Below are 20,895 nucleotides of genomic sequence, written 5' to 3' on the forward strand. Positions count from 1 at the left end.
TGCTGCATCCCTGAACGCTGCAGACAAAAAACACTGCCTGATTTCAGCTCGGGTGAATACGTATTAGTAATTGATTTTGTTGAGAAAGTTCTAACTTCGGCATAATCTGGTACGTGCCTCCACGCCTCCCCTGACTTCCAACCGGCAAGCCTGCTTTCTTTTTATTCAATTATTGCGCCCTATGGCTTGGCCGTGTCTAATTGGAGAGAGCAGGGGCCTTGGCGGGCCTAAAAAGGGGCAGGGCCATGAGCGCAAGCATCAAGAATGAAGTTGTCGCGACCTATCATGGGGTTGAGGTGTTAAACGCGCCGCATCTTGGGCCGAACATGATCGTCAATATGGAGTTGGGGAAATATGAGCGGCGCGAGGTTCTTTCTGCGCTCAAGTTTATCCAAGAGGGGGATGTTGTCGTCGAGATGGGGGCCGGCGCGGGGCTTGTGGGGGCTGCGACTGCCAAAAACTGCGCGCCCGCAAAAATCGTCTCGTTCGAGGCGAACCACAAGCTGATCCCGTCGATCAAGGCGCTGTATGATCACAATGGTATTGCGGATATAATTGAGGTGCACAATCAGATTGTGCTTTCTGATCCGCAGGCCCCGGAAGCGGTTGATTTCTATATACGGGGTAATTTTCTAGGGTCCGGCATGACGATCACCAAGGGCATGAAGAATGCTGAAAAGGTATCGGTTCCGGTGGCCCGCTGGGAGACAATCAAAGAGCAGTTGGAACCGGCGGTCTTGTTGATGGATATCGAAGGGGCCGAGCTTGAGTTTTTTCGTCACGCAGATCTAAGCGGGATTCGCGTGATTATTGCCGAGTTGCATCGCCACATCTACCATCGCCCCGGTATGCGTGAAATCAGGGAAGGTATTGCTGCAAAAGGATTTATTGAGGATAGAGAAGCCTCGGGCGGCGGCGTGTTCGTATTTACCGCAGTTTAACACTATGCTGACTTGATAACCGTAACCCTGCTGGAGAAAACCTGCCACGGTACAAAATCAGTAGCGTGAATATGCATCATTCTCAAATGAATTTGCTCAACTTCAAGTGAAACGGGCATCTTGGCGTTGCTGATAGGTTTGGGCTATGGCATTGCATACACCATATATGAACGAAAGAGTTTAGCCGATGTCCGACTTTTCCGCCCGCCGCACGATGATGGTTGATACGCAGGTTCGACCCTCTGATGTGACAAAATTCCCGATAATCGATGCGATGCTGACTGTCGCCCGAGAGGATTACGTTCCCGTCGCACAGCGCGAAGCAGCCTATTTGGGTGAGAATCTGAACCTCGGCGAGGGGCGTATTCTGCTCGAACCGCGGACGTTGGCGAAAATGCTGGATGCGCTGGCCATCGGTAACAGCGATCTGGTGCTCGATATTGGCTGTGCTTATGGGTATTCGACTGCAGTGATCGCCCATATCGCCGAAGTCGTCGTTGCTGTCGAAGAAGATGAGCAAATGGCGAAAGAGGCGCAGGAAACCCTTTCAACATCGGGTGTGGACAATGCGATCGTGCACGTGGGGCCGTTGGCGGCGGGCGCTGCCAAACATGGCCCCTATGATGTCATTTTGGTTCAGGGCGGCGTCGAAGTTGTGCCTGATGCGATTTTGGACCAGCTCAAGATCGGCGGCCGTATTGCATGCATCTTTATGGAAGGTGTGCTGGGCGAGGTACGCATCGGATACAAGAGCGATCACGGCGTCAGTTGGCGCGCAGACTTTAATGCCGGCGCTCCGGTTCTAAAAGGTTTCGTTCGCGAAAAGGCCTTTCAACTTTAAGAACACATATGAACGGTCCCCGCGCATAGAGGATCGAACTGAGGAAGTGGGATTGATGAAACAGGACAGTCAGGCTTACGGCATGCGCCGTATAGTTGCGGCAGGCATGATGGGCATCAGCCTATTGTTCCCGGCAGCGTCTTGGGGCGAGACATTGGCAGATGCCTTGGTCGGCGCGTATAATAATTCAGGTCTGCTGGATCAGAACCGCGCCGTGTTGCGTGCAGCGGATGAAGATGTCGGTATTGCCAAATCTGCGCTAAAGCCGGTGGTACAGTGGACAGGCGGCATCACGCAGAACTTCAACCGGTCCGTGAGCGGGGGATCCAGCGTTGTGACTGCGGGAACGCGAACAGATACAGATTCGCTGACGACGACGGCGAACTTGATCGCATCGCTTTTGGTCTATGATTTCGGTGCCACGCGCTATGGGGTCGAAGCGTCCAAGGAAACTGTTTTGGCGGCGCGTCAAACCCTGATCAGCGTTGAACAGCAAATCCTGTTGCGTGCCGTTGACGCTTATATGAGCGTGATCCAGTCACAGCAATTTGTTGCACTGCGCGAAAACAACGTGCGCCTGTTGACCCAGGAATTGCGTGCCGCGCGCGACCGTTTCGAAGTGGGTGAAGTCACACGCACTGATGTCGCCCTGGCCGAGGCACAGCTTGCGCAAGCGCGCAGCGGTCTGGCCGGTGCGCAGGGTGATCTGATCTCGGCCAAGGCCTATTTCAAGATTGCTGTGGGCCGCGAACCTGGCAACCTGAGCGCGCCGCCCAGCTTGCCGGGCATCTCGAATATCAATACTGCCAAGGCGTTAGCCGTGCGCAGCCACCCCGACATTCTGGCCGTGCAGCATCAGGTAGCTGCCGCCGAGCTGTTGATCCGCAGAAGCGCGGCCGCAATGGAGCCACAGGTATCTGTTCAAGGTTCGCTGGGCGTGACAGACACATTTGATTCCCAATCCTCGACCCGCAGCGCATCGGTGGGTCTGCAGATGAGCCAAACCATCTTCCAAGGGGGGGCATTGTCTGCTGGGGTCCGTAAAAGCCGCGCACAGCGTGACGCACAACGCGGCAATTTGCATGTGGTTGTCAAAGACGTAGAACGTGCGGTTAGTGACGCTTATGCGGGCCTCGCAGCCGCACGCGCACAGATCGAGGCATCACGCCGTCAAGTCAGCGCGGCACGTATCGCGTTTCAGGGCGTCCGCGAAGAGGCGGCACTGGGCGCGCGTACCACGCTGGATGTGCTGGACGCCGAACAATCCTTGCTGGACGCGCAATCAAGCAGTGTAACCGCGCAGACGCAAATATATGTTGCCGCCTATTCCGTATTGCAGGCCACGGGCCAGTTGACCGCGCGCAATCTGAATTTGCCGGTACAGGTTTATGACCCTGCAGCCTATTATAACTTGGTCAAAGACAGCCCCGCCAAGCTGTCGAAAGAAGGCAAACAGCTGGACCGTGTTTTGCGGGCACTTCAAAAGGACTGACAATTATTACGATGGTGTTGTGAGAATCTGCACCATCGCCTAAGTTGATCGGTAAAAATGAGTGGTACTTGAATTATGTCGGATGCTGTTTCCAACGCAGAAGTCGAGGACGTGCTGTCTTCTATACGTCGATTGGTGTCTGAAGACAGGCGGGTGGTTAGCAAGGTCACAGATAACGTCCCATCAGAGGAAAAGCTGGTTCTGACCCCGTCGTTGCGAGTGGCCAATGATGCTCCCTTGTCTGATGGTAACCGCGCGCCACGATCTGTTGACGTCTCGGACCAAGCCACTGATGCAATCACTGACGGCGATGCAATGCCTGCAAGTCCCACGGAAACCGGATCTGAGCAGGGTGAGGAAAATGCGCCAAGCGATACCGCGGGATCTGGCACAGTAACCAATTTTAAACAACGGTCTGATATTTTGAACCTCGGCGTGTCCGAGTTGGTCGATGAAAGCGTGAAATCTGACGGTGCTGATCGGCTAAGTGCAAAGATCGCCGCGCTTGAGACCGCAATCGGCCGTATTTCTGATGGCTGGGATGTAGAAGAACGGGAGGTAAACGATTTTGTTTCGCCCGAACCGCTTGCCATGGCATGGGAAGACGATATCGAACTGGACGCCACTGGTGCACCGATTACCGCATCGCCTGACGCAGTCCCGACCAAGGGTGCAGCTATGATGGATGATACCATCGTTGACGCCGGACCTTATGTTGAGGAAGAGGATGCAGCCTCGGAAAGCCCTGATAAAACCGTTGGGGCCGAAGAGTATTTTGATGAGGACATGCTGCGTGAGATGGTCGAGGAGATCGTGCGCAAAGAACTGCAAGGTGCGTTGGGCGAGCGTATCACACGCAATGTACGCAAACTTGTGCGCCGTGAAATCCACCGTGCTTTGACCGCACAAGATTTGGAATAACGACCCAGTTCCTGGATTATGATAGCGGCATCTGCGCAGGCGGGTGTCGTTTTTGTTTTTGGGGGCCCTGTCCTTTACCGCTGCTGGCCGGGCAATAAAAAACGCGGCCCTGAGGCCGCGTCTTTTGACACTGAAATCTTTTGATAAAGTAGATCAGGCAGCTTCGGCTTGCTGTGCCGCATGACGCCGCTCGGACTCTTCGCGAGACAGGGCAACAGATGTACGCACACCTTTACCAACGAAATCCATCAGGCCGGACACAACACGTTCGTTCGGGTCAATACCCGCACAGCTCAACACTTCACGGCCGTCGCGCGAGCGCGCCCAGCGTGCAATCTGTTCGGGGCCATTGCCATATTTCTTGTCATCGGCAATTGCATCGTCCAATGCGGCCAGTACCACGGCAGCAAAAAGTTTGCGGGCACGGTTACCTTGTTCATTGTTAAAGGCAGTGCCATCAACGAAATCTTTCATCTCGTCGTCCTTTCTATTATTCTTGCTCTTGTCATTTAGGCGAGGCGTTCCTTATGACTGAAAGAGCGCGATTCGGATACACATATTTCGCATAGCACATATGCGAATTTTGCATGGCTCTTTGCGCGTTTGGCAGGCGCTTGGCTGCCTTGCGTGGCCAGTCCTTAGAAGATATAGGTCGCCTGAATTAATCTTCAACATTTTGCAATGGTGTCCCCACATGCCCAAGATCAATGGAAACGAAATTCGTCCCGGAAACGTGCTTGAACACAACGGTGGTCTATGGGCTGCGGTTAAGGTCGATCACGTCAAACCGGGCAAGGGCGGTGCCTTTGCGCAAGTCGAGATGCGCAACCTGCGCAACGGATCAAAATTGAACGAACGCTTTCGCAGCGCCGATAAGGTTGAAAAGGTCCGTCTTGAGCAAAAAGACCAACAATTCCTATATGAAGACGCCGGAATGCTGGTTCTGATGGACACGCAAACCTACGATCAGGTGCAGCTGTCGGCAGAACTTTTGGGCGAACGCCGCCCGTTCTTGCAAGACGGTATGATGGTCGTGGTGGAGTATCACGAGGACGAAGCGTTGAATGCGTCCTTGCCGCAAAAAGTGACCTGCAAGATCGTCGAGACAGAGCCGGTCGTCAAAGGCCAGACAGCTGCGAATTCTTTCAAGCCGGCGATCCTGGATAATGGTGTCAAAGTGATGGTGCCACCCTTCGTCGGCCAAGACGAAGACATCATCGTGAACACCGAAACGATGGAATATTCTGAACGCGCCTAAGGTCCAGAATTGACCCCACGTCATGACTGCACAGTTTTGAAAAGCCTCGGGTTTTCCGGGGCTTTTTGCTGTCCGAGCTTTGGGGTGCGGCACGCAGATCTCTGCCATGGCACGGTGTGTGTTGCCGTTCCGCAACGCTCCTTTCCCGTCAAAGGTGTGAGCCTGCACCGTGCTGCGGGGTGGTAAAACTATTCTTCCGCAGAACCAAGCTGTTATAGCTGTTTGGGGATATAGGGGGAATCATGTCAGACATTGTTGTTTTTGCCGCCAAAAAGATCATCACAATGGACATCAACCGGATGGAAGCGACCCATGTCGCCGTCCGTTGCGGAGAGATACTGGCGGTTGGCGATGCGACCTGCGCCGACCAGTGGGGCCCCGTGACCCATGATGACAGCCTGAAAAACGCGGTGCTAATGCCCGGCTTTATCGAAGGGCACGCGCATATGATGGCGGGCGCGATGTGGGAATATGCCTATGCGGGCTATCACGACCGGATCGACCCCAATGGCAAGCTGTGGCGCGGTATGGCCGATAATGACGCGGTGATCGGCGGGCTTCGTGACTATGCCGAAACACTGGAAGACGACGCGCCGCTGGTCGGTTGGGGGTTTGACCCGATCTTCCTGACGTCAGAGCGGCTGAGCAAAAAGCATCTGGATCAAATCAGCCCAACGCGACCCATCGCAATCATTTACTCGAATTTTCACCTGATGTGCGTGAACTCTGCCGCGCTTGAGCTGGCAGGATACGATCAGACCACTAACGCCGAAGGTGTGATCAAAGGTGACGACGGCCAGCCCACGGGCGAGTTGCAGGAAATGGCAGCCATGTTTCCGGTCATGCGGCGCTTGGCGATCGACTTTCGCGGGCTTAGCCAGAAAGAAGCCTCCATTCGCGCCTATGGGGATGTGGCGCGGCGGGCAGGGGTGACCACGGTCACCGATCTGTATTCCCAGATGGAAGAGGATGACGTTACCACCATGCTGCGGGTCACGGGTTCAGATGATTTTCCGCTGCGCGTGGTGCCTGCCTTGGGCGCGATGGAGGGGCCAAAAGCCATCGCAGACAAGGCGCAGGCCCTTGCCAAACGCAGCACCGACAAGCTGCGGCTGGGGGCGGTCAAGCTTATGACAGACGGTGCGATCCAAGGCTGGACCGCGCGGGTCAAAAGCCCCGGCTACGTGGGCGGGCAGCCCAATGGCATCTGGAATACCCCACCCGAGATGATCTTTGCGCTGGTCGAAGAGTTGAACAGCCGTGGCATCCAGATGCACATCCACGTCAATGGCGACGAAGCCGCCGAGGTGACGTTGAACGCAATCGAGGCTGCGCTGCGTAAAAACCCTTGGGCGGGGCACCGTCATGTTTTGCAGCATTGCCAGTTGATGGGGCGCGACCTGTTTACGCGGGCCGCAGATATGGGTGTGTGCTGCAACATCTTTGCCAACCACGTCCATTACTTTGGCGACCAGCACGTGGCACTGACCATCGGCACGGACCGCGCCGAACGCATGGACGGGTCGCGCAGCGCGATTGATGCGGGCGTGAACATCGCGATCCATTCGGATGCGCCTGTCACGCCCATGGCACCGCTGTTCACCGCGTGGTGCGCCGTGAACCGGCAGACGATGTCGGGGCGCACCTTGGGGGCCGCGCAATGCATCGACGTCGAAGAAGCGCTTTTCTCGATCACCATGGGGGCCGCCTATACGTTGAAGCTGGACAGCGAGATTGGCAGCATTGAAACGGGCAAACGCGCGGATTTCGTGGTCTTGGGGGATGATCCCTTGGCCGTTGATCCGCTGGCGTTAAAAGACGTCCCGATACTGGGCACGGTCTTTGGGGGCCGCGTTCACCTGCTATGAAACCACGCCTGCCACTGACCGTAATCTCGGGCTATCTGGGTGCGGGTAAAACGACGTTGATCAACCGATTGCTGGCCGAGAATCACGGGTTGAAGCTGATGGTAATGGTCAATGATTTCGGTGCGATCAATATCGACGCGGCGCTGATTGATCAGGCGGGCGAAGATACGATGACCCTGACCAACGGCTGCGTGTGCTGCACCATGGGAGCCGATCTGTTCATGGCCATCGGGGATGTTCTGGACCGCCCGCAAAGGCCCGATCATTTGGTGATTGAAGCCTCCGGTATTGCGGACCCTGCGCGCATTGCCCAAGTGGCACAGGCCGAGCCGGATTTGGCTTACGGCGGCATTGCGACCGTGGTGGACGGACAAAGCTATGACGTTTTGGTGCGTGATGATCAGATAGGGGCGCAGGTGGCGGGGCAGGTTAGTGCTGCTGATCTGGTGTTGCTCAGCAAGCTGGCTGCGCCTTATCCGGGGCTGGCATTGCGGCTAGGGGTGCAGTCACGGGCGTTGGTCGTCGATCTGGCGCAGGTAGATGCTGTGGCCCCAATCATTTTCGGCGCGGCCGAGCGGTCTGTACCTAATGTATCGCTGACCCAACATGCCGCTTATGTGGGGTGGAGCGATGCCAGTGACCTGAGGCTGGAATACACTGCGTTAGTGGGGAAACTTGATGCGCGGCCCAAAGGGCTGTTCCGTTTCAAAGGGTTTGTTAGCCACGATGCATCCAGCGCTTGGGAGGTGCATTGCGTGGGCCCTAGCATGAATGTGAAGCCACTAAAGGCAGCGCAGGCGACCCAAGTGGTGGGGATTGGGTTGAAGGCTGAAACAAGTGTGGCAGAGATTTCAGCATGGTGGCACAGCTGAAGCAGGGCTAAATTTTGATCCCCGCCTTAGCCATCTGTCACCATTGTGACAGTTGCGCCATCTGCCTGCATTGCCGCTTTGGCGCGGTCATAGCGCAGATAGGCCAACGCCTCGGTGCCCGCTTGGGTGAACACGGTGCCCGCCGGTTTGCCGTTTACTGAAATCTCGGTGCCTGCGTCGACGGGGGCGCTGATATGAACCTTGGCCAGACCTTTGCGCAGCTCGGTTTTATGCTTCATCCGCGCGGTGACTTCTTGCCCCACATAGCAGCCTTTGCGGAAATCAACGCCGTTCAGCCGTTCAAACCCCATCTCCAGGATAAAGCTGTCTGGCGTCAGTTCGGCCCCGGTTTCGGGGATCATATGCGCCACGCGCAGTGCATCCCAATCGGTGGCGTCATCTGTTTGTGGCGTATCGCGGTAGGCGCGCCAGCCCATGCCCGGGTCACGCGGATCAGCATAGCCGTCAGCGGGCGTGTCACCCAGCCCGCGATGCAAATACAGGCCGGTTGCCTCGATCGTTATATCGGCACGCAACTTGTACATGTTCAGCCGCTGCACCAGCGCGTCGGCGCTGGCGTCTGTGACGTCCAGCAGCACGGTATCGCCCTCTGAGGATAGAAAGAAATCAACGATGAACTTGCCCTGCGGCGTCAAAAGCGCCGCGTAGATCGGCCCTTGGTCCAGTTTGTTCACGTCATTGGTGACCAGCCCCTGCAGAAAGCTGCGGGTGTCTGTACCGGATAGTTTCAGAATGCGGCGGTCGTTCATATCGCGTTTCCTTGCAATTCATGTCATGACATATAGCAGGCCGATCAATACCCGAAAGGGGCAACCATGCCTGCGCCAATATCTGTGATCATTCCGACCCTGAACGCTGAGCACAGCCTGACCGGCTGTTTGACGGCTTTGATGGAAGGCGTCGATGCCGGCTTGATCTGTGAATTGATCGTTTCAGACGGCGGATCGCAGGATGCAACGCGCGTTGTCGCGGATGCATGGGGGGCTGACATCATTGAAGGTGCCGCATCGCGCGGCGGGCAGTTGCGTCGGGGCTGCGCCAAGGCCAAGGGCGAATGGCTGCTGGTTCTGCACGCTGATACGCAGTTGGAACAAGGCTGGACCGGTCCGGTGATCGCGCATCTGAAGGGGCGAAAGGCCGGGTGGTTTAAGCTGCGGTTTGACCGGGGTGGCTTTGCCGCATGGTTCGTCGCGGGATGGGCGCATCTGCGGAGCTTTCTGGGGCTACCCTATGGCGATCAGGGGCTATTGATGCCTCGAACACTTTACCAGTCGGTGGGCGGATACCCTGACCAACCCTTGATGGAGGATGTGGCCATGGCGCGGCTGCTTAAGGGCACGCTGACGGGCATTGACTGTGCGGCGATCACATCGGCTGACAAGTATCACAAGGCTGGATGGCTGCGCCGGGGCGGGCGCAACATCTGGACGTTGCTACGGTATTTTGCAGGGGTGTCCCCGCAAAAGCTGGCCAAATCCTACGCCAAGTAGCCCCGCCTTTCGCTACCCAAACAAGCGCAGGCCAAGACGTTGCAACAGGTTCGGCTCTGCCGGCTCTGAGCTTTGTTCGAACGCGCGCAGCGCCCGTGAGTTGCGACCGCCAGGGATGGCTTTACCATCCTCGAATTGGAGCCTGTACAGGTCAGCATAGATGCCACCACGGGCTAACAGCTCTTCGTATCTGCCTTTGTCCATCAGTAAAATTAGCGCCCAAGGCTTCGCCTTCGGTGGCCATGAAGCCAATGGCGAAACCAAGCATCCAAATGTGCTTTTTCAGATAGTCGTGCCAAAGCCATGTTAGCAGCTCTTTGGATGTGTAGGTGATATCGTTCATGGATGCGCCTGGGTCCTTTGGCCAAATATTTCACTGGTGTACGCACCCCAAGGGGCGGGGCAAGCGTGACGGCCCGCTTTGAGTAATGGATTGACTGATTGACGCCGCGCGGCACGGGGATAAGTTGGCCCCGAATACTGTTGTTGAAAGGCGTATCGTTCATGTCATCCCGCACAAATTTATCGCAGGGGCGCGGTTATCTGGCCATTCCCGGCCCCTCTGTTATGCCAGAGGCCGTGTTGAATGCGATGCACCGTCCCGCGCCCAACATTTATGCGGGTGAACTGGTCGATATGATGCCGCCGCTTATGCAGGATCTGCGCGACGTTGCGCGGACACAGCACCATGTTGCCATGTATATTGGCAACGGGCATGGGGCGTGGGAGGCATCATTGTCCAACGTCATCAGCCCCGGTGACAAGGTGCTGGTGCCCGCCACGGGGCGCTTTGGCATAGGCTGGGGTGAAATGGCGACAGGTCTGGGGGCCGACGTCGAAGTCATGGATTTCGGCAAACAATCCGCGATGGATCTGGCCCGTATCGAAGAACGCCTGAAAGCTGATACCGCACACGAGATCAAAGCCGTGCTGGCCGTGCATGTGGATACGTCGACCTCGGTTGTGAATGACATTGCAGGGGTGCGTGCAGCTTTGGACAGCGCGGGACATCCGGCGCTTTTGATGGCCGATTGCATCGCATCGCTGGCCTGCGACCGCTTCGAGATGGACGCTTGGGGTGTCGATGTCATGGTGACGGGCTGCCAAAAAGGGCTGATGGTGCCCCCCGGCGTCAGTTTTGTGTTCTTTAACGACCGCGCGGCAGAGGTGCGGGCATCCATGCCCCGCGTCAGCAGGTTCTGGGACTGGGAGCCGCGCGCAAACCCCGAGGAGTTTTACCAATATCACTGCGGCACGGCCCCCACGCACCATATTTATGGCCTGCGGGCAGCACTTGATATGATCAAAGCTGAGACGATCGAGGCCGTGTGGGACCGTCATACCATTCTGTCGCGCGCCGTCTGGGCCGCCTGCGATGTATGGGGCAGCGAAGGGACGCTGGCGTTGAACATCGCCGACCCTGCCTTGCGCAGTCACGCGGTCACGTCGCTTCGGCTTCAGGCCCCTCAGGCGACGCAATTGCGCGAATGGGTGCAGGAAAACATTGGTCTGACCTTGGGCATTGGCCTTGGCATGGCCGAACCGGGAAGCCCCGAAAGCCATGGGTTTTTCCGCTTGGGCCATATGGGTCATGTAAACGGTCAGATGATCATGGGGATGCTCGGCGGGATGGAGGCTGGTATGGCCGCGCTCGACATCAAGCGGGGCACGGGCGCGTTGGATGCTGCAGCTAAGGTGATCGGCGGGGTTTAACCTGCGCCTGAGCCGTTAATTGTAGTGGACGCGCTTACGCTTTTTCCGCGTCCGCAAGAGCAAGGGGCAAAGCCGCCGCGAAGGCATTCAGATCGGCGGGAGTTCCACAGCTAACCCGGATGCAACGGTTTTGCGGGGCAACAAACGGCATGCGCACAAAGATGCCCCGTGCCACCAACCCGTCAAGGACAGCTTTGGCAAAAGCTCCATCGCGCCCGCAGTCAATCGCCACAAAATTCGCAGCAGAGGGCAGGGGCGTCAGGCCGTTATCGCTTGCAATTTCGGCAATGCGGTCACGAGCAGTGGCAATTTGCGTTTTCACATGGGCCAGCCAGTCGGTATCTTCCAAGGCCGCCAATGCGCCCGCCTGACCGGCGCGGTTCATACCAAAGTGGTTGCGCACCTTGCCAAATGCCGTGATCAGTTCAGGGGCGGCAATGGCATAGCCCACCCGCGCACCCGCCAACCCATACACCTTTGAAAATGTCCGCATGCGGATCAGACGCGGATCATCCGCATCCAACACGGGCGCAGTCCCGTCTGGGGCGCAGTCGACATAGGCCTCGTCCAGTACCAATAGGCAACCCTCTGGCAGGGTCTCCATCGCCTTGACCAGATCAGCGCCGGAATGCCAACTGCCCATCGGATTGTCGGGGTTGGCCAGATATACCAGCTTTGCGTCGACTTCGGCAGCCTCGGCAAACAGCGCGCGCGGATCCTCGTGATCGCCACGATAGGGCACTTTGTGCAAGACGCCGCCAAACCCTGCGACATGGTAATTGAACGTGGGATACGCGCCGTCGGAGGTGACCACCGCGTCACCCTGCGCCACCATGAGCCGCACCAGATAACCCAATAAACCGTCAATGCCTTCGCCTACGATAATGTGGTCCGGGGTGATACCGTGATGCGCGGCCAAGGCCTGACGCAAATCATAGCTTTCCGGATCGCCATACATCCACTGCTGGGTGGCGGCCATTGCCTCAGTCGCGCGGGGCGAGGGGCCGAATACATTCTCGTTCGCGCCCAACCGCGCGTCAAACACCCGACCTGCGGCGCGTTCTTGGGTTTCGGGGCCGACAAACGGCACGGTCGAGGGCAGCGATTGGGCAAGCGAGGTCAGGCGAATATGTGTCATGCCACCCGATTACTGCATCCCCATCGGCTTGGGCAAGCATTGAAAAAGCAGCCCTGCGTCCCCAAGTAATAATCATTCGCAATTGGAGGTTGCATCATGGCCAAACTCACCCGACGCGGCTTTGTCGCAACAGCACTGGCCGCCAGTGCGATCCGCACGCTCCCCCTAGCCGGGGCCAAGCTGGGCGGACGGCGCATTCTGACACTGGCCTATGATAAGTCCCTTGGTATGATGCGGGCGGTTGAGCGCTGGGTGCCGTAGCGTTTTGCTTTGCACAGGGGGTGATATAGGTCCAGATGGTGAAAATTACCGGAGGAACCTATGGCCCGCGTCACAATCACCTATGAAAATCACATCGCCCATGTGCGCCTGACCCGCGCAGATAAAATGAATGCCGTGGATCAGGATATGATCGACGCAATCATCGTTGCCGGCAACGAAGTCGCCGCATCTAATGCAAGGGTTGCGGTGATCTCGGGCGAGGGCAAAGCATTTTGCGCAGGCATCGACATCAGCGCCATGGGTGCGCTGGCCGGGGGCGATCCCAAAGAGCTTATGATGCCGCGCACCCACGGCGATGGTACGACAAACCAGTGGCAAGAGGTGTCAATGGTGTGGACACGCGTCGGCGTCCCCGTCATCGCCGCATTGCACGGCAAAGTTTACGGCGCTGGGTTGCAACTGGCCCTTGGGGCGGACATCCGCATCGCGGCACCCGACGCGGAATTGGCGGTGATGGAGATGAAATGGGGCATCGTGCCCGACATGGGTGGCATGGTGTTGCTGCCCAAACTGGTGCGCGGCGATGTATTGCGGCTGATGACCTATACCGCGCAACCGATCAACGCGGCGCAGGCCGAAGGCTGGGGGCTGGTCACACAGCTTGCCGATGATCCGCTGGCCGCCGCAATGGACCTGGCCGCGACCATCGCCGGCAAAAGCCCAAGTGCCATCAAAGCCGCAAAACGCCTGACAGCCTTTGCCGAGACAAGCGGAGCCGACGCGGTGTTGCTGGAAGAGTCCCGCGAGCAGGCGGAACTGCTGGGCCGCCCTCACCAGATGGAAGTGATTGCCGCCGAGTTCGGCAAACGTCCGGCGGTTTTCAAAGACTAGAAACGGTCGGCCCCGCCTGAGCGAACAGACGGGGCTTTCCAAATAGACGATCTTCGCTTCCCAGCTAGGACCGCAAATCAAAGATCACTGATCTTGGTTTCCAAATGGACCCGTATTACCCCAACTCAGCCAAGCGATCCAAAGCGGCCTGAAGCTGGTCTGCTTCTTCTTGCCGTGCGTCCAGATTGCCTTGGGCTTCGGCAACGACTTCCGGCGGGGCCGAGGTCGCGAATTTGGGGTTGTTGAGACGCCCCTTTAACCCGCCGATTTCCTTACCCAGTTTATCCAGCGATTTTTGCAGGCGTGATTTTTCCGCGCCGATGTCAATCAGTCCGGCCAAGGGCATCCCAAAGGTGGCACCGGCGGCTGCGATGGAGACGGTTCCTTTGGGGAAATCATCTGTCTTTTCGATGCTTTCAACCCGGGCTAGGCGTTTGATCATCGCCTCATTTCCATCCCAAGCCGCTTGAGCAGCGGCGTCCATCGAGGTGCAGAGCATCGGCACTTTGAGCCCCGCGGGCACGTGCATTTGTTGGCGGGCGGAGCGGATGGATTCGATCAGGCCGATCACCCAGTTCAGCTCGCGGTCGGCGTCGGCGTCCAGCATGTCTGCCACGGTATAGGTGGGCCAGTCGCCGTGGATCAGCATTTTGCTGCGCGCATCCGTGTTCTGCCACAGCTCTTCTGTGATGAAGGGCATGATCGGGTGTAGCAGTGTCAGGCATTGGTCCAGTACCCATTTCAGGGTCTGGCGGGTTTCTGCGGCCTCTGGCGCGTCGTCTTGCAGCAGGGGTTTGGACAGCTCCACATACCAGTCGCAGACTTTGCCCCAGACGAATGCATAAAGCGCGTTGGCCGCATCGTTGAAGCGGTAGTTTTCGAGGGCTGCGTCGACCTCTTCGCGAACGCGGGCGGTTTCGCCGATGATCCATTTGTTCAACGTGTGATCGACATCCGCGTGGCTGGTGTAGTTCACCGATGGAACCCCGTCTTCGAACACGCCGTTCATTTCGGCAAAGCGGTGCGCGTTCCAGATCTTGGTGCCAAAGTTGCGGTAGCCCGCGATGCGCGCGGTATCGAGTTTCAGCGCGCCGCCCAAGGACGCCATGGCGGCGTTGGTAAAGCGCAGGGCGTCGGCTCCGTATTCGTCAATGATTTCCAGCGGGTCGATGACGTTGCCGACGGATTTCGACATCTTCTTGCCCTTGGCATCGCGGACGAGGCCGTGGAGATAGACGGTATCGAAGGGGATTTGGCCGACGGTATCAAGCTGCATCATCATCATCCGGGCGACCCAGAAGAACAGGATGTCCTGGCCCGTGATCAGATCGGAAGTGGGGAAGTATTTTTTGTAGGCTTCGGTTTCTTCGGGCCAGCCGAGGGTGCCGATTGGCCAAAGGCCGGAAGAGAACCACGTGTCTAGGACGTCGGGGTCTCGTGTTAGGCCAATAACGATCTTTCCGTTTTCACCGGTGGTGATATCCAACCCGACCTTGTCGCTCTTCGACATAACAACGTCGAAATTTTCACCGTAGTATTGGCGAGCTTCATGCAGCAATTCTGTTTCTGAAGAAGCGCAGAAAATTTTGGCGTTTACTGCATCATATCCGGAATGCTCAGTGTCGTTGAAAATTATTCCGTGCAACTCTCCATCATAGCATTTCGGCCCATACCAAACCGGAATCTGATGCCCCCACCACAGCTGGCGCGAGATGCACCAGGGCTCGATGTTGTCGAGCCAGTTGTAATAGGTTTTCTCGCCGCTTTCGGGCATGATCTTGACGTCGCCATTGCGCACGGCATCCAGTGCGGGGCCGACGATCTGGTCCGTGTCCACGAACCATTGGTCGGTCAGCATCGGCTCGATCACGACCTTTGAACGGTCTCCGAAGGGCTGCATGATCGGCTTGTTTTCGACGTAGGGGATGAGGGCGGGTTCTTCGTTTTCGGCCTCATCCGGTGGGTTGTCACCCACCCTACGGGGGTTTTCTGTCATGACGGCGAGGCCTTCGGCAGTGATGGCCTCTACGACCTTTTTGCGGGCTTTGAGCCGATCAAGGCCACGGTAGTCTTCGGGGACAAGGTTCATCGCGGCGATCATTGCCTCGTCAAACTCCAGCTCTCCGTTCGCGATCTTTTGGGCGGTTGCGGCTTCCTCAGCATAGGGTTTGCCGTCGGCGCGCATCGCGGCTTTGGTGTCCATGAGGTTGTACATGGGGATGCCGCCGCGCTTGGCGACTTGGTAGTCGTTAAAGTCATGCGCGCCGGTGATCTTGACCGCGCCCGAGCCGAAGTCTTTATCGGGGTATTCATCGGTGATGATCGGGATCAGGCGGCGGTGCTCTTTGGGGCCAACGGGAATTTCGCACAGTTTCCCGATGATGGGCGCATAGCGTTCATCGGACGGGTGCACGGCAACAGCGCCGTCGCCCAGCATGGTTTCGGGGCGGGTCGTTGCGATGGCGATGTAATCGCGGGTCTCGCGCAGGGTTACGTTGCCGTCTTCGTCTTTCTCGACATATTCATAGGTGGCACCGCCCGCGAGGGGGTATTTGAAGTGCCACATGTGACCGGGGACTTCGATGTTTTCGACCTCAAGATCGGAAATCGCGGTTTCAAAGCGCGGGTCCCAGTTGACCAGCCGTTTGCCGCGATAGATTTTGCCGGCGTTGTACATATCAACAAAGACTTTGATCACGGCGTCATGGAAGTTGGGCGAGTTTTCATGGCCCACGCGGGTGTCACCGGGGGCACCGGACATGGTGAAGGCGTTGCGCGACCAGTCGCAGGAGGACCCCAGACGTTTGAGCTGGCCGACGATGGTGTCAGCGGTGCTTTCTTTATAGGCCCATGCGTGTTCAAGGAATTCTTCGCGCGTCAGGTCCGTGCGTTTGATCTGGCTTTCGGCCAGCTTGTTTTCGACGGCCAGTTGCAAGGCGATGCCCGCGTGGTCTTGGCCGGGTTGCCACAGGGTGTCGAAACCGCGCATGCGGTGCCAGCGGACCAGAATGTCCTGAAGCGTGTTGTTAAAGGCGTGGCCGACGTGCAGCGATCCGTTGACGTTGGGCGGCGGGATCATCACGCAATAGGTGTCGTCACGGCTGGCATTTGCACCGGCTTTGAAGGCACCTGCGGTTTCCCATGCTTCGTACAAACGGGCTTCGGCCTTGGCGGCGTCAAAATTCTTATCAAGTGCCATGATCAGCGTCCTTCTTTAAACTTGATGATGATCTAGCGGAGCAAGGCGCAAAGGGGAAGGCTGGCGGGCGGAAAACTTGGGCGCGGGGGCCGACGTGGTGTTTTGCCCGTGGGCGGCTGGACATCAGGTTTTTCGGGGCTAATGTCGGCATCAACAGATGATGGATTTCCAAAGGATGCGCGCAGATGGATAAGTTCGGAAAAAGCCAGCCGGTCAAGCGGGTTGAAGATCTGCGGTTTCTGACGGGCGAAGGGCGCTATGTTGATGATATTGCGCCTGACAACGCGCTGCATGCTTATTTCTATCGCTCGCCGGTCGGGCATGGGGTGATTGCGTCGCTTGACGTGTCTGATGCGCGCGAGGCCGATGGCGTACACGCGGTGCTGACCATCGATGATCTGGAAGCGTCTGGCATGGATATTTCCATGGACGGTGCAATTTTGAAAAACCGAGACGGGACAGATGGGGCGAAACCGCTGCGCCCGATGCTGGCCAAGGGGCGCGTGCGCTTTGTGGGCGAACCGGTGGCCATTGTGATTGCAGACACGCTGGATCAAGCCCGCGATGCGGCTGAATTGATCCTGCTGGATGTGGATGATTTGCCCACGCATATGACGCTTGAGCGGGGCGGAGAGGCGCTGCACGAAGAAGCGCCTGATAATCTGGCCTTTGATTGGGGGCTGGGCGATGAGGAAGCCACGCAAAAGGCATTCGATGCGGCGGCCAAGACCGTTAGCCTAGATGTGGGTGACAACCGCATCATCGTCAATTCACTGGAGCCGCGTGGCTGTTATGCCGAATGGGATGACGGCAAACTGCACGTGTCCAACAATGGCCAAGGGGTTTGGGTCCACAAGGGCAACCTGAAACGTGTTTTCGCGCTGGAAGACGAACAGGTCCGCGTGACAAACCCCGATACCGGTGGCGGCTTTGGCATGAAGGCGATGGCCTATCCTGAGTATTTCTCGGTCGCGCAGGCGGCGCGTGTTGTGGGACGCCCGGTGCGCTGGATGTCGGACCGGACCGAAGCGATGCTGAGCGACAATGGCGGGCGCGATCTGACGTCGCTGGCGGAATTTGCATTTGATGAGAATAACAAGATCACCGCCTACCGCGTCAGCACAAAATGCAATCTGGGGGCCTATAACAGCCAGTTCGGCCAACCCATTCAAGCGACGCTGTTTAGCAGGGTCTTGATGGGCGTGTACGACGTGCAGACCACATGGCTGCAGGTCGAAGGCTATTATACCAACACTGTGCAGGTCGATGCCTATCGCGGCGCCGGCCGGCCCGAGGCGATCTATGTCTTGGAGCGCTTGATGGACCGTGCCGCGCGTGAACTGGGGGTTGATCCGTGGGAGCTGCGGCGCATCAACTTTATCAAGCCCGATCAGTTTCCCTATACCTCAGCCACCGGCGAGACTTATGACGTTGGTGAATTCGATCGTTTGCTGACCCGCGCCGCGGCTGAGGCTGACCGCGACGGTTTTGAGGCGCGCAAGGCTGCGGATGCGGCCAAGGGGCTGCTGCGGGGGCAGGGGCTTTGCTATTACATCGAAAGCATCTTGGGTGATCCGTCCGAGGGCGCGAAGGTCGAGTTTAACGATGATGGCACCGTGTTCATTTATGTGGGGACGCAATCGAACGGGCAGGGCCACGAGACGGTTTATGCGCAGTTCCTGTCCGATCAGACAGGCATTCCGGCCGATCTTATCCACGTGATCCAAGGCGACAGTGACTTGATCAAACAAGGTGGCGGGACAGGCGGGTCACGGTCTGTGACCACGCAGAACACAGCGACATTGGCAACGGTGGCCAAGATGACCGAGGCCTTTACCGCGTTTCTGGTCGATGAAATGGGGGTGCCCGCATCCGAGATCAGCTTTGACGATGAACGGTTCCGTGCCGAGGGGTCTAACATGACACCCACTATGCTGGAGGTTGCCGATCTGGCCCGCGAAAAAGGCCGCGACGATCTGTTGGTGCAGCATGAACGCGCGACATTGCCAGGGCGCAGCTATCCCAACGGGGCACATGTGTCAGAGGTGGTGATCGACCCTGAAACAGGCGTGGTGACGGTTGAAAACTATACGGTGGTCGATGATTTTGGCAATCTGATCAACCCGATGCTGGCCGCAGGTCAAGTGCATGGCGGGGTTGCCCAAGGTATCGGGCAGGCCATTCAAGAACATGTCGTCTATGACGAGGACGGCCAATTGTTGACCGCATCCTTCATGGACTACGCAATGCCGCGCGCGGCGGATGTGCCGTTTATCACGTTCAATTCCGAACCCGTCCCCTCAACCGCGAACCTGATGGGGATGAAGGGCTGTGGCGAGGCCGGCACCGTTGGCGCATTGGCGGCGGTGTCGAATGCGGTTCAAGATGCGTTGTGGGATCGTGGTGTGCGTCAGGCGGATATGCCGTTCACGCCGCATAAGGTCTGGGCGTTGCTGAATGATCAGGCCATCGCGGCAGAATAAGGTCGCGGTTTGGTTGGGTGAAAGGTGGGGAGGGGGCGCTGCCCCCGGCCCTGACGGGCCACCCCCGGGATATTTTTAAGCCAGAGAAGCGTGCGGGCTATTTCACGATTTGCATGACGATGCAGGTGGTGGAGCCTGTGGCGTAAAGTTTGCCATCGTCGACTCCACGGATTTCGCCATGGGCGATGCCGGTGGAGCGGCCGACGTGGTCAACCGTGCCGATGCATTCGATTTGGGTGCCCAAGGGAATGGCGCGCAGAATGTTGATTTTATATTCGAGCGTTGTGTAGATCGAGCCGCGCGGGACCTTGGTTTGCACCGCACAGGCCATCGCGGAATCGAGCAGCGTACCATACCAGCCGCCATGCACCGTGCCCAAGGGGTTTGTCACATTGAATTCCGGGGCACCACGGAACACTGCGCGGCCTTCGGCAACTTCGTGAATGATATAACCCATGGTTTGGCCAATGGGAGGGCCGGGGTTGGTGCCGTCCAGAATTTTCTGCATGAATTCAAGGCCCGACAGCTTTAGCGCTTCTTCCCGGGGAAGCAGGTCTTGGGGGCCTTTGGCGATGCTTGGCATGATAAAACTCCGGCAGTTAGATGCCGGAGAAGAGTGTGGAGTTTGCGGCCTGAGGGCAAGCCCGTGTTTGGTCTTACGCCACGTCCGACAGGGATGTTTGCGCCGTCACGCCCAAGGCACGGCAAACGCTGCGCGTCAGCTCAGGCCGGTTTAGGGTGTAGAAATGCAGGTTTTCAACGCCTTCGTCCACAAGGGTGCTGCACATCTCAGTGCACAGCGCCGTCGACAGCAGATCGTGGCGATCATCGCGGATCGCTGTTTCAAAGGCATCGTCCAGCCAAGCAGGTACTTGGGTGCCACAGCGCGTGGCAAAGCCGCGGGCCGCTTTCCAATTGGTGATCGGCATGATGCCGGGGGTGATGGTTTTGGTGATGCCAGCCGCCGCGCAGTCATCGCGGAACCGCAGGAATGTGTCGGCCTCAAAGAAGAACTGAGTGATCGCCTCGTCCGCGCCAGCGTCGAATTTGCGTTTGAGCCATTCGATATTCTGTGCCTGATCCACGCTTTCGGGATGTGGTTCAGGATAGGCCCCGACACGCAGGGTGAAATTGCCCGTGGCGGTCAAAGCCTCGATCAGTTCGACGCTGTTGGCAAAGCCGTCGGGATGCGGGGTAAACACGCTCGCCCCGTTTTCAGGATCGCCGCGCAAGGCCACGATATCGGTCACGCCTATTTCGGCAAAGCTGTTGGCGACTTCCATGGTTTCAGACTTGCTAGCCCCGACGCAGGTCAGATGTGCGGCCACGGGCAGGCCCGAGGTACGGCGCAGAACATGGGCGGAATCGTGGGTCAGATCGCGGGTTGTCCCGCCCGCGCCATAGGTGACCGAGAAGAAACGTGGTGATAAAGGGGCCAGCGCCTGTGCGGTGTCCCATAGCCGGAACGACGCGTCGACGGACTTTGGCGGGAACACTTCGAAAGAGACGGCGGGGCTAGGCATTTTCGGCATCCTGTTTTTGCTT

General features: G+C 57.8%; 19 protein-coding genes and 1 pseudogene. 12 read left to right on the forward strand and 8 right to left on the reverse strand.

Going from position 1 to position 20,895, the window contains the following annotated elements:
* Positions 1-245: 245 nt before the first annotated feature.
* The 4 genes from BM347_RS06730 (at position 246) to BM347_RS06745 (ending at position 4,195) form a co-directional block, all read left to right on the forward strand.
* Complete coding sequence (locus BM347_RS06730; protein ID WP_093915676.1) at positions 246-941, forward strand: FkbM family methyltransferase; 696 nt, start codon at positions 246-248, stop codon at positions 939-941.
* A gap of 187 nt (positions 942-1,128) precedes the next feature.
* Positions 1,129-1,782, forward strand: coding sequence for a protein-L-isoaspartate O-methyltransferase family protein (locus BM347_RS06735; RefSeq protein ID WP_093915677.1), 654 nt, complete (start codon positions 1,129-1,131; stop codon positions 1,780-1,782).
* 55 nt (positions 1,783-1,837) lie between these two features.
* A complete protein-coding gene (locus tag BM347_RS06740; protein ID WP_093916074.1) occupies positions 1,838-3,274 on the forward strand; it encodes a TolC family outer membrane protein in 1,437 nt (478 codons plus the stop codon).
* A gap of 75 nt (positions 3,275-3,349) precedes the next feature.
* A complete protein-coding gene (locus BM347_RS06745; RefSeq protein WP_093915678.1) occupies positions 3,350-4,195 on the forward strand; it encodes a hypothetical protein in 846 nt (281 codons plus the stop codon).
* Positions 4,196-4,348: 153 nt separating this feature from the next.
* Here the strand turns inward: BM347_RS06745 and BM347_RS06750 are convergent, their stop codons facing one another.
* Entirely contained in the window at positions 4,349-4,669 is a 321-nt protein-coding gene (locus BM347_RS06750) for a DUF6280 family protein (protein ID WP_093915679.1), read from the reverse strand.
* 220 nt (positions 4,670-4,889) lie between these two features.
* On the opposite strand from BM347_RS06750, the gene efp reads away from it, so the two are divergent.
* The 3 genes from efp (at position 4,890) to BM347_RS06765 (ending at position 8,193) form a co-directional block, all read left to right on the forward strand.
* The gene (gene efp / locus BM347_RS06755) at positions 4,890-5,453 is read left to right on the forward strand and encodes an elongation factor P (protein ID WP_093915680.1); all 564 of its coding nucleotides are present in this window, start codon (positions 4,890-4,892) and stop codon (positions 5,451-5,453) included.
* 242 nt (positions 5,454-5,695) lie between these two features.
* A complete protein-coding gene (locus BM347_RS06760) occupies positions 5,696-7,321 on the forward strand; it encodes an amidohydrolase (protein ID WP_093915681.1) in 1,626 nt (541 codons plus the stop codon).
* Entirely contained in the window at positions 7,318-8,193 is an 876-nt protein-coding gene (locus BM347_RS06765) for a CobW family GTP-binding protein (protein ID WP_093915682.1), read from the forward strand. The genes BM347_RS06760 and BM347_RS06765 overlap by 4 nt, the downstream gene beginning before the upstream one ends.
* Positions 8,194-8,219: 26 nt before the next feature.
* On the opposite strand, the gene ygfZ is transcribed toward BM347_RS06765, so the two are convergent.
* Complete coding sequence (gene ygfZ / locus BM347_RS06770; protein WP_093915683.1) at positions 8,220-8,963, reverse strand: CAF17-like 4Fe-4S cluster assembly/insertion protein YgfZ; 744 nt, start codon at positions 8,961-8,963, stop codon at positions 8,220-8,222.
* Positions 8,964-9,029: 66 nt separating this feature from the next.
* Here ygfZ and BM347_RS06775 point away from each other — a divergent pair, with 66 nt between their 5' ends.
* Complete coding sequence (locus BM347_RS06775; RefSeq protein ID WP_093915684.1) at positions 9,030-9,704, forward strand: TIGR04283 family arsenosugar biosynthesis glycosyltransferase; 675 nt, start codon at positions 9,030-9,032, stop codon at positions 9,702-9,704.
* Positions 9,705-9,716: 12 nt separating this feature from the next.
* On the opposite strand, the pseudogene BM347_RS17670 reads toward BM347_RS06775, so the two are convergent.
* Positions 9,717-9,911: pseudogene (locus BM347_RS17670) on the reverse strand (ABC transporter ATP-binding protein); the annotation flags it as partial.
* A complete protein-coding gene (locus BM347_RS17545; protein WP_175498520.1) occupies positions 9,856-10,047 on the reverse strand; it encodes a hypothetical protein in 192 nt (63 codons plus the stop codon). The pseudogene BM347_RS17670 and the gene BM347_RS17545, both read right to left, overlap by 56 nt.
* A 161-nt stretch (positions 10,048-10,208) precedes the next feature.
* Between BM347_RS17545 and BM347_RS06785 the strand changes: the two genes are divergently transcribed.
* Positions 10,209-11,417 carry a pyridoxal-phosphate-dependent aminotransferase family protein gene (locus BM347_RS06785; protein WP_093915686.1) on the forward strand — a complete coding sequence of 403 codons (1,209 nt, stop codon included), beginning with the start codon at positions 10,209-10,211 and terminating at the stop codon, positions 11,415-11,417.
* 34 nt (positions 11,418-11,451) lie between these two features.
* On the opposite strand, the gene BM347_RS06790 is transcribed toward BM347_RS06785, so the two are convergent.
* Complete coding sequence (locus BM347_RS06790) at positions 11,452-12,555, reverse strand: pyridoxal phosphate-dependent aminotransferase (protein WP_093915687.1); 1,104 nt, start codon at positions 12,553-12,555, stop codon at positions 11,452-11,454.
* 96 nt (positions 12,556-12,651) lie between these two features.
* Here BM347_RS06790 and BM347_RS06795 point away from each other — a divergent pair, with 96 nt between their 5' ends.
* Entirely contained in the window at positions 12,652-12,816 is a 165-nt protein-coding gene (locus BM347_RS06795; RefSeq protein ID WP_093915688.1) for a Tat pathway signal protein, read from the forward strand.
* A gap of 60 nt (positions 12,817-12,876) precedes the next feature.
* Positions 12,877-13,668, forward strand: a complete 792-nt coding sequence (locus tag BM347_RS06800; protein ID WP_093915689.1) for a crotonase/enoyl-CoA hydratase family protein — start codon at positions 12,877-12,879, stop codon at positions 13,666-13,668.
* 115 nt (positions 13,669-13,783) lie between these two features.
* Here BM347_RS06800 and BM347_RS06805 read toward each other — a convergent pair whose 3' ends face one another.
* Positions 13,784-16,867, reverse strand: a complete 3,084-nt coding sequence (locus BM347_RS06805) for a valine--tRNA ligase (protein ID WP_093915690.1) — start codon at positions 16,865-16,867, stop codon at positions 13,784-13,786.
* A gap of 185 nt (positions 16,868-17,052) precedes the next feature.
* Between BM347_RS06805 and BM347_RS06810 the strand changes: the two genes are divergently transcribed.
* Positions 17,053-19,350, forward strand: coding sequence for a xanthine dehydrogenase family protein molybdopterin-binding subunit (locus tag BM347_RS06810; RefSeq protein WP_093915691.1), 2,298 nt, complete (start codon positions 17,053-17,055; stop codon positions 19,348-19,350).
* Between the two features lie 97 nt (positions 19,351-19,447).
* Here BM347_RS06810 and BM347_RS06815 read toward each other — a convergent pair whose 3' ends face one another.
* Together BM347_RS06815 and metF are read right to left on the reverse strand one after the other, a co-directional pair.
* Entirely contained in the window at positions 19,448-19,933 is a 486-nt protein-coding gene (locus tag BM347_RS06815; RefSeq protein WP_093915692.1) for a PaaI family thioesterase, read from the reverse strand.
* 73 nt (positions 19,934-20,006) lie between these two features.
* Positions 20,007-20,873, reverse strand: a complete 867-nt coding sequence (gene metF, locus BM347_RS06820; RefSeq protein ID WP_093916075.1) for a methylenetetrahydrofolate reductase [NAD(P)H] — start codon at positions 20,871-20,873, stop codon at positions 20,007-20,009.
* Between the last annotated feature and the right edge of the window lie 22 nt (positions 20,874-20,895).

Source organism: Sulfitobacter marinus (assembly GCF_900116285.1).
Lineage (GTDB): Bacteria > Pseudomonadota > Alphaproteobacteria > Rhodobacterales > Rhodobacteraceae > Sulfitobacter > Sulfitobacter marinus.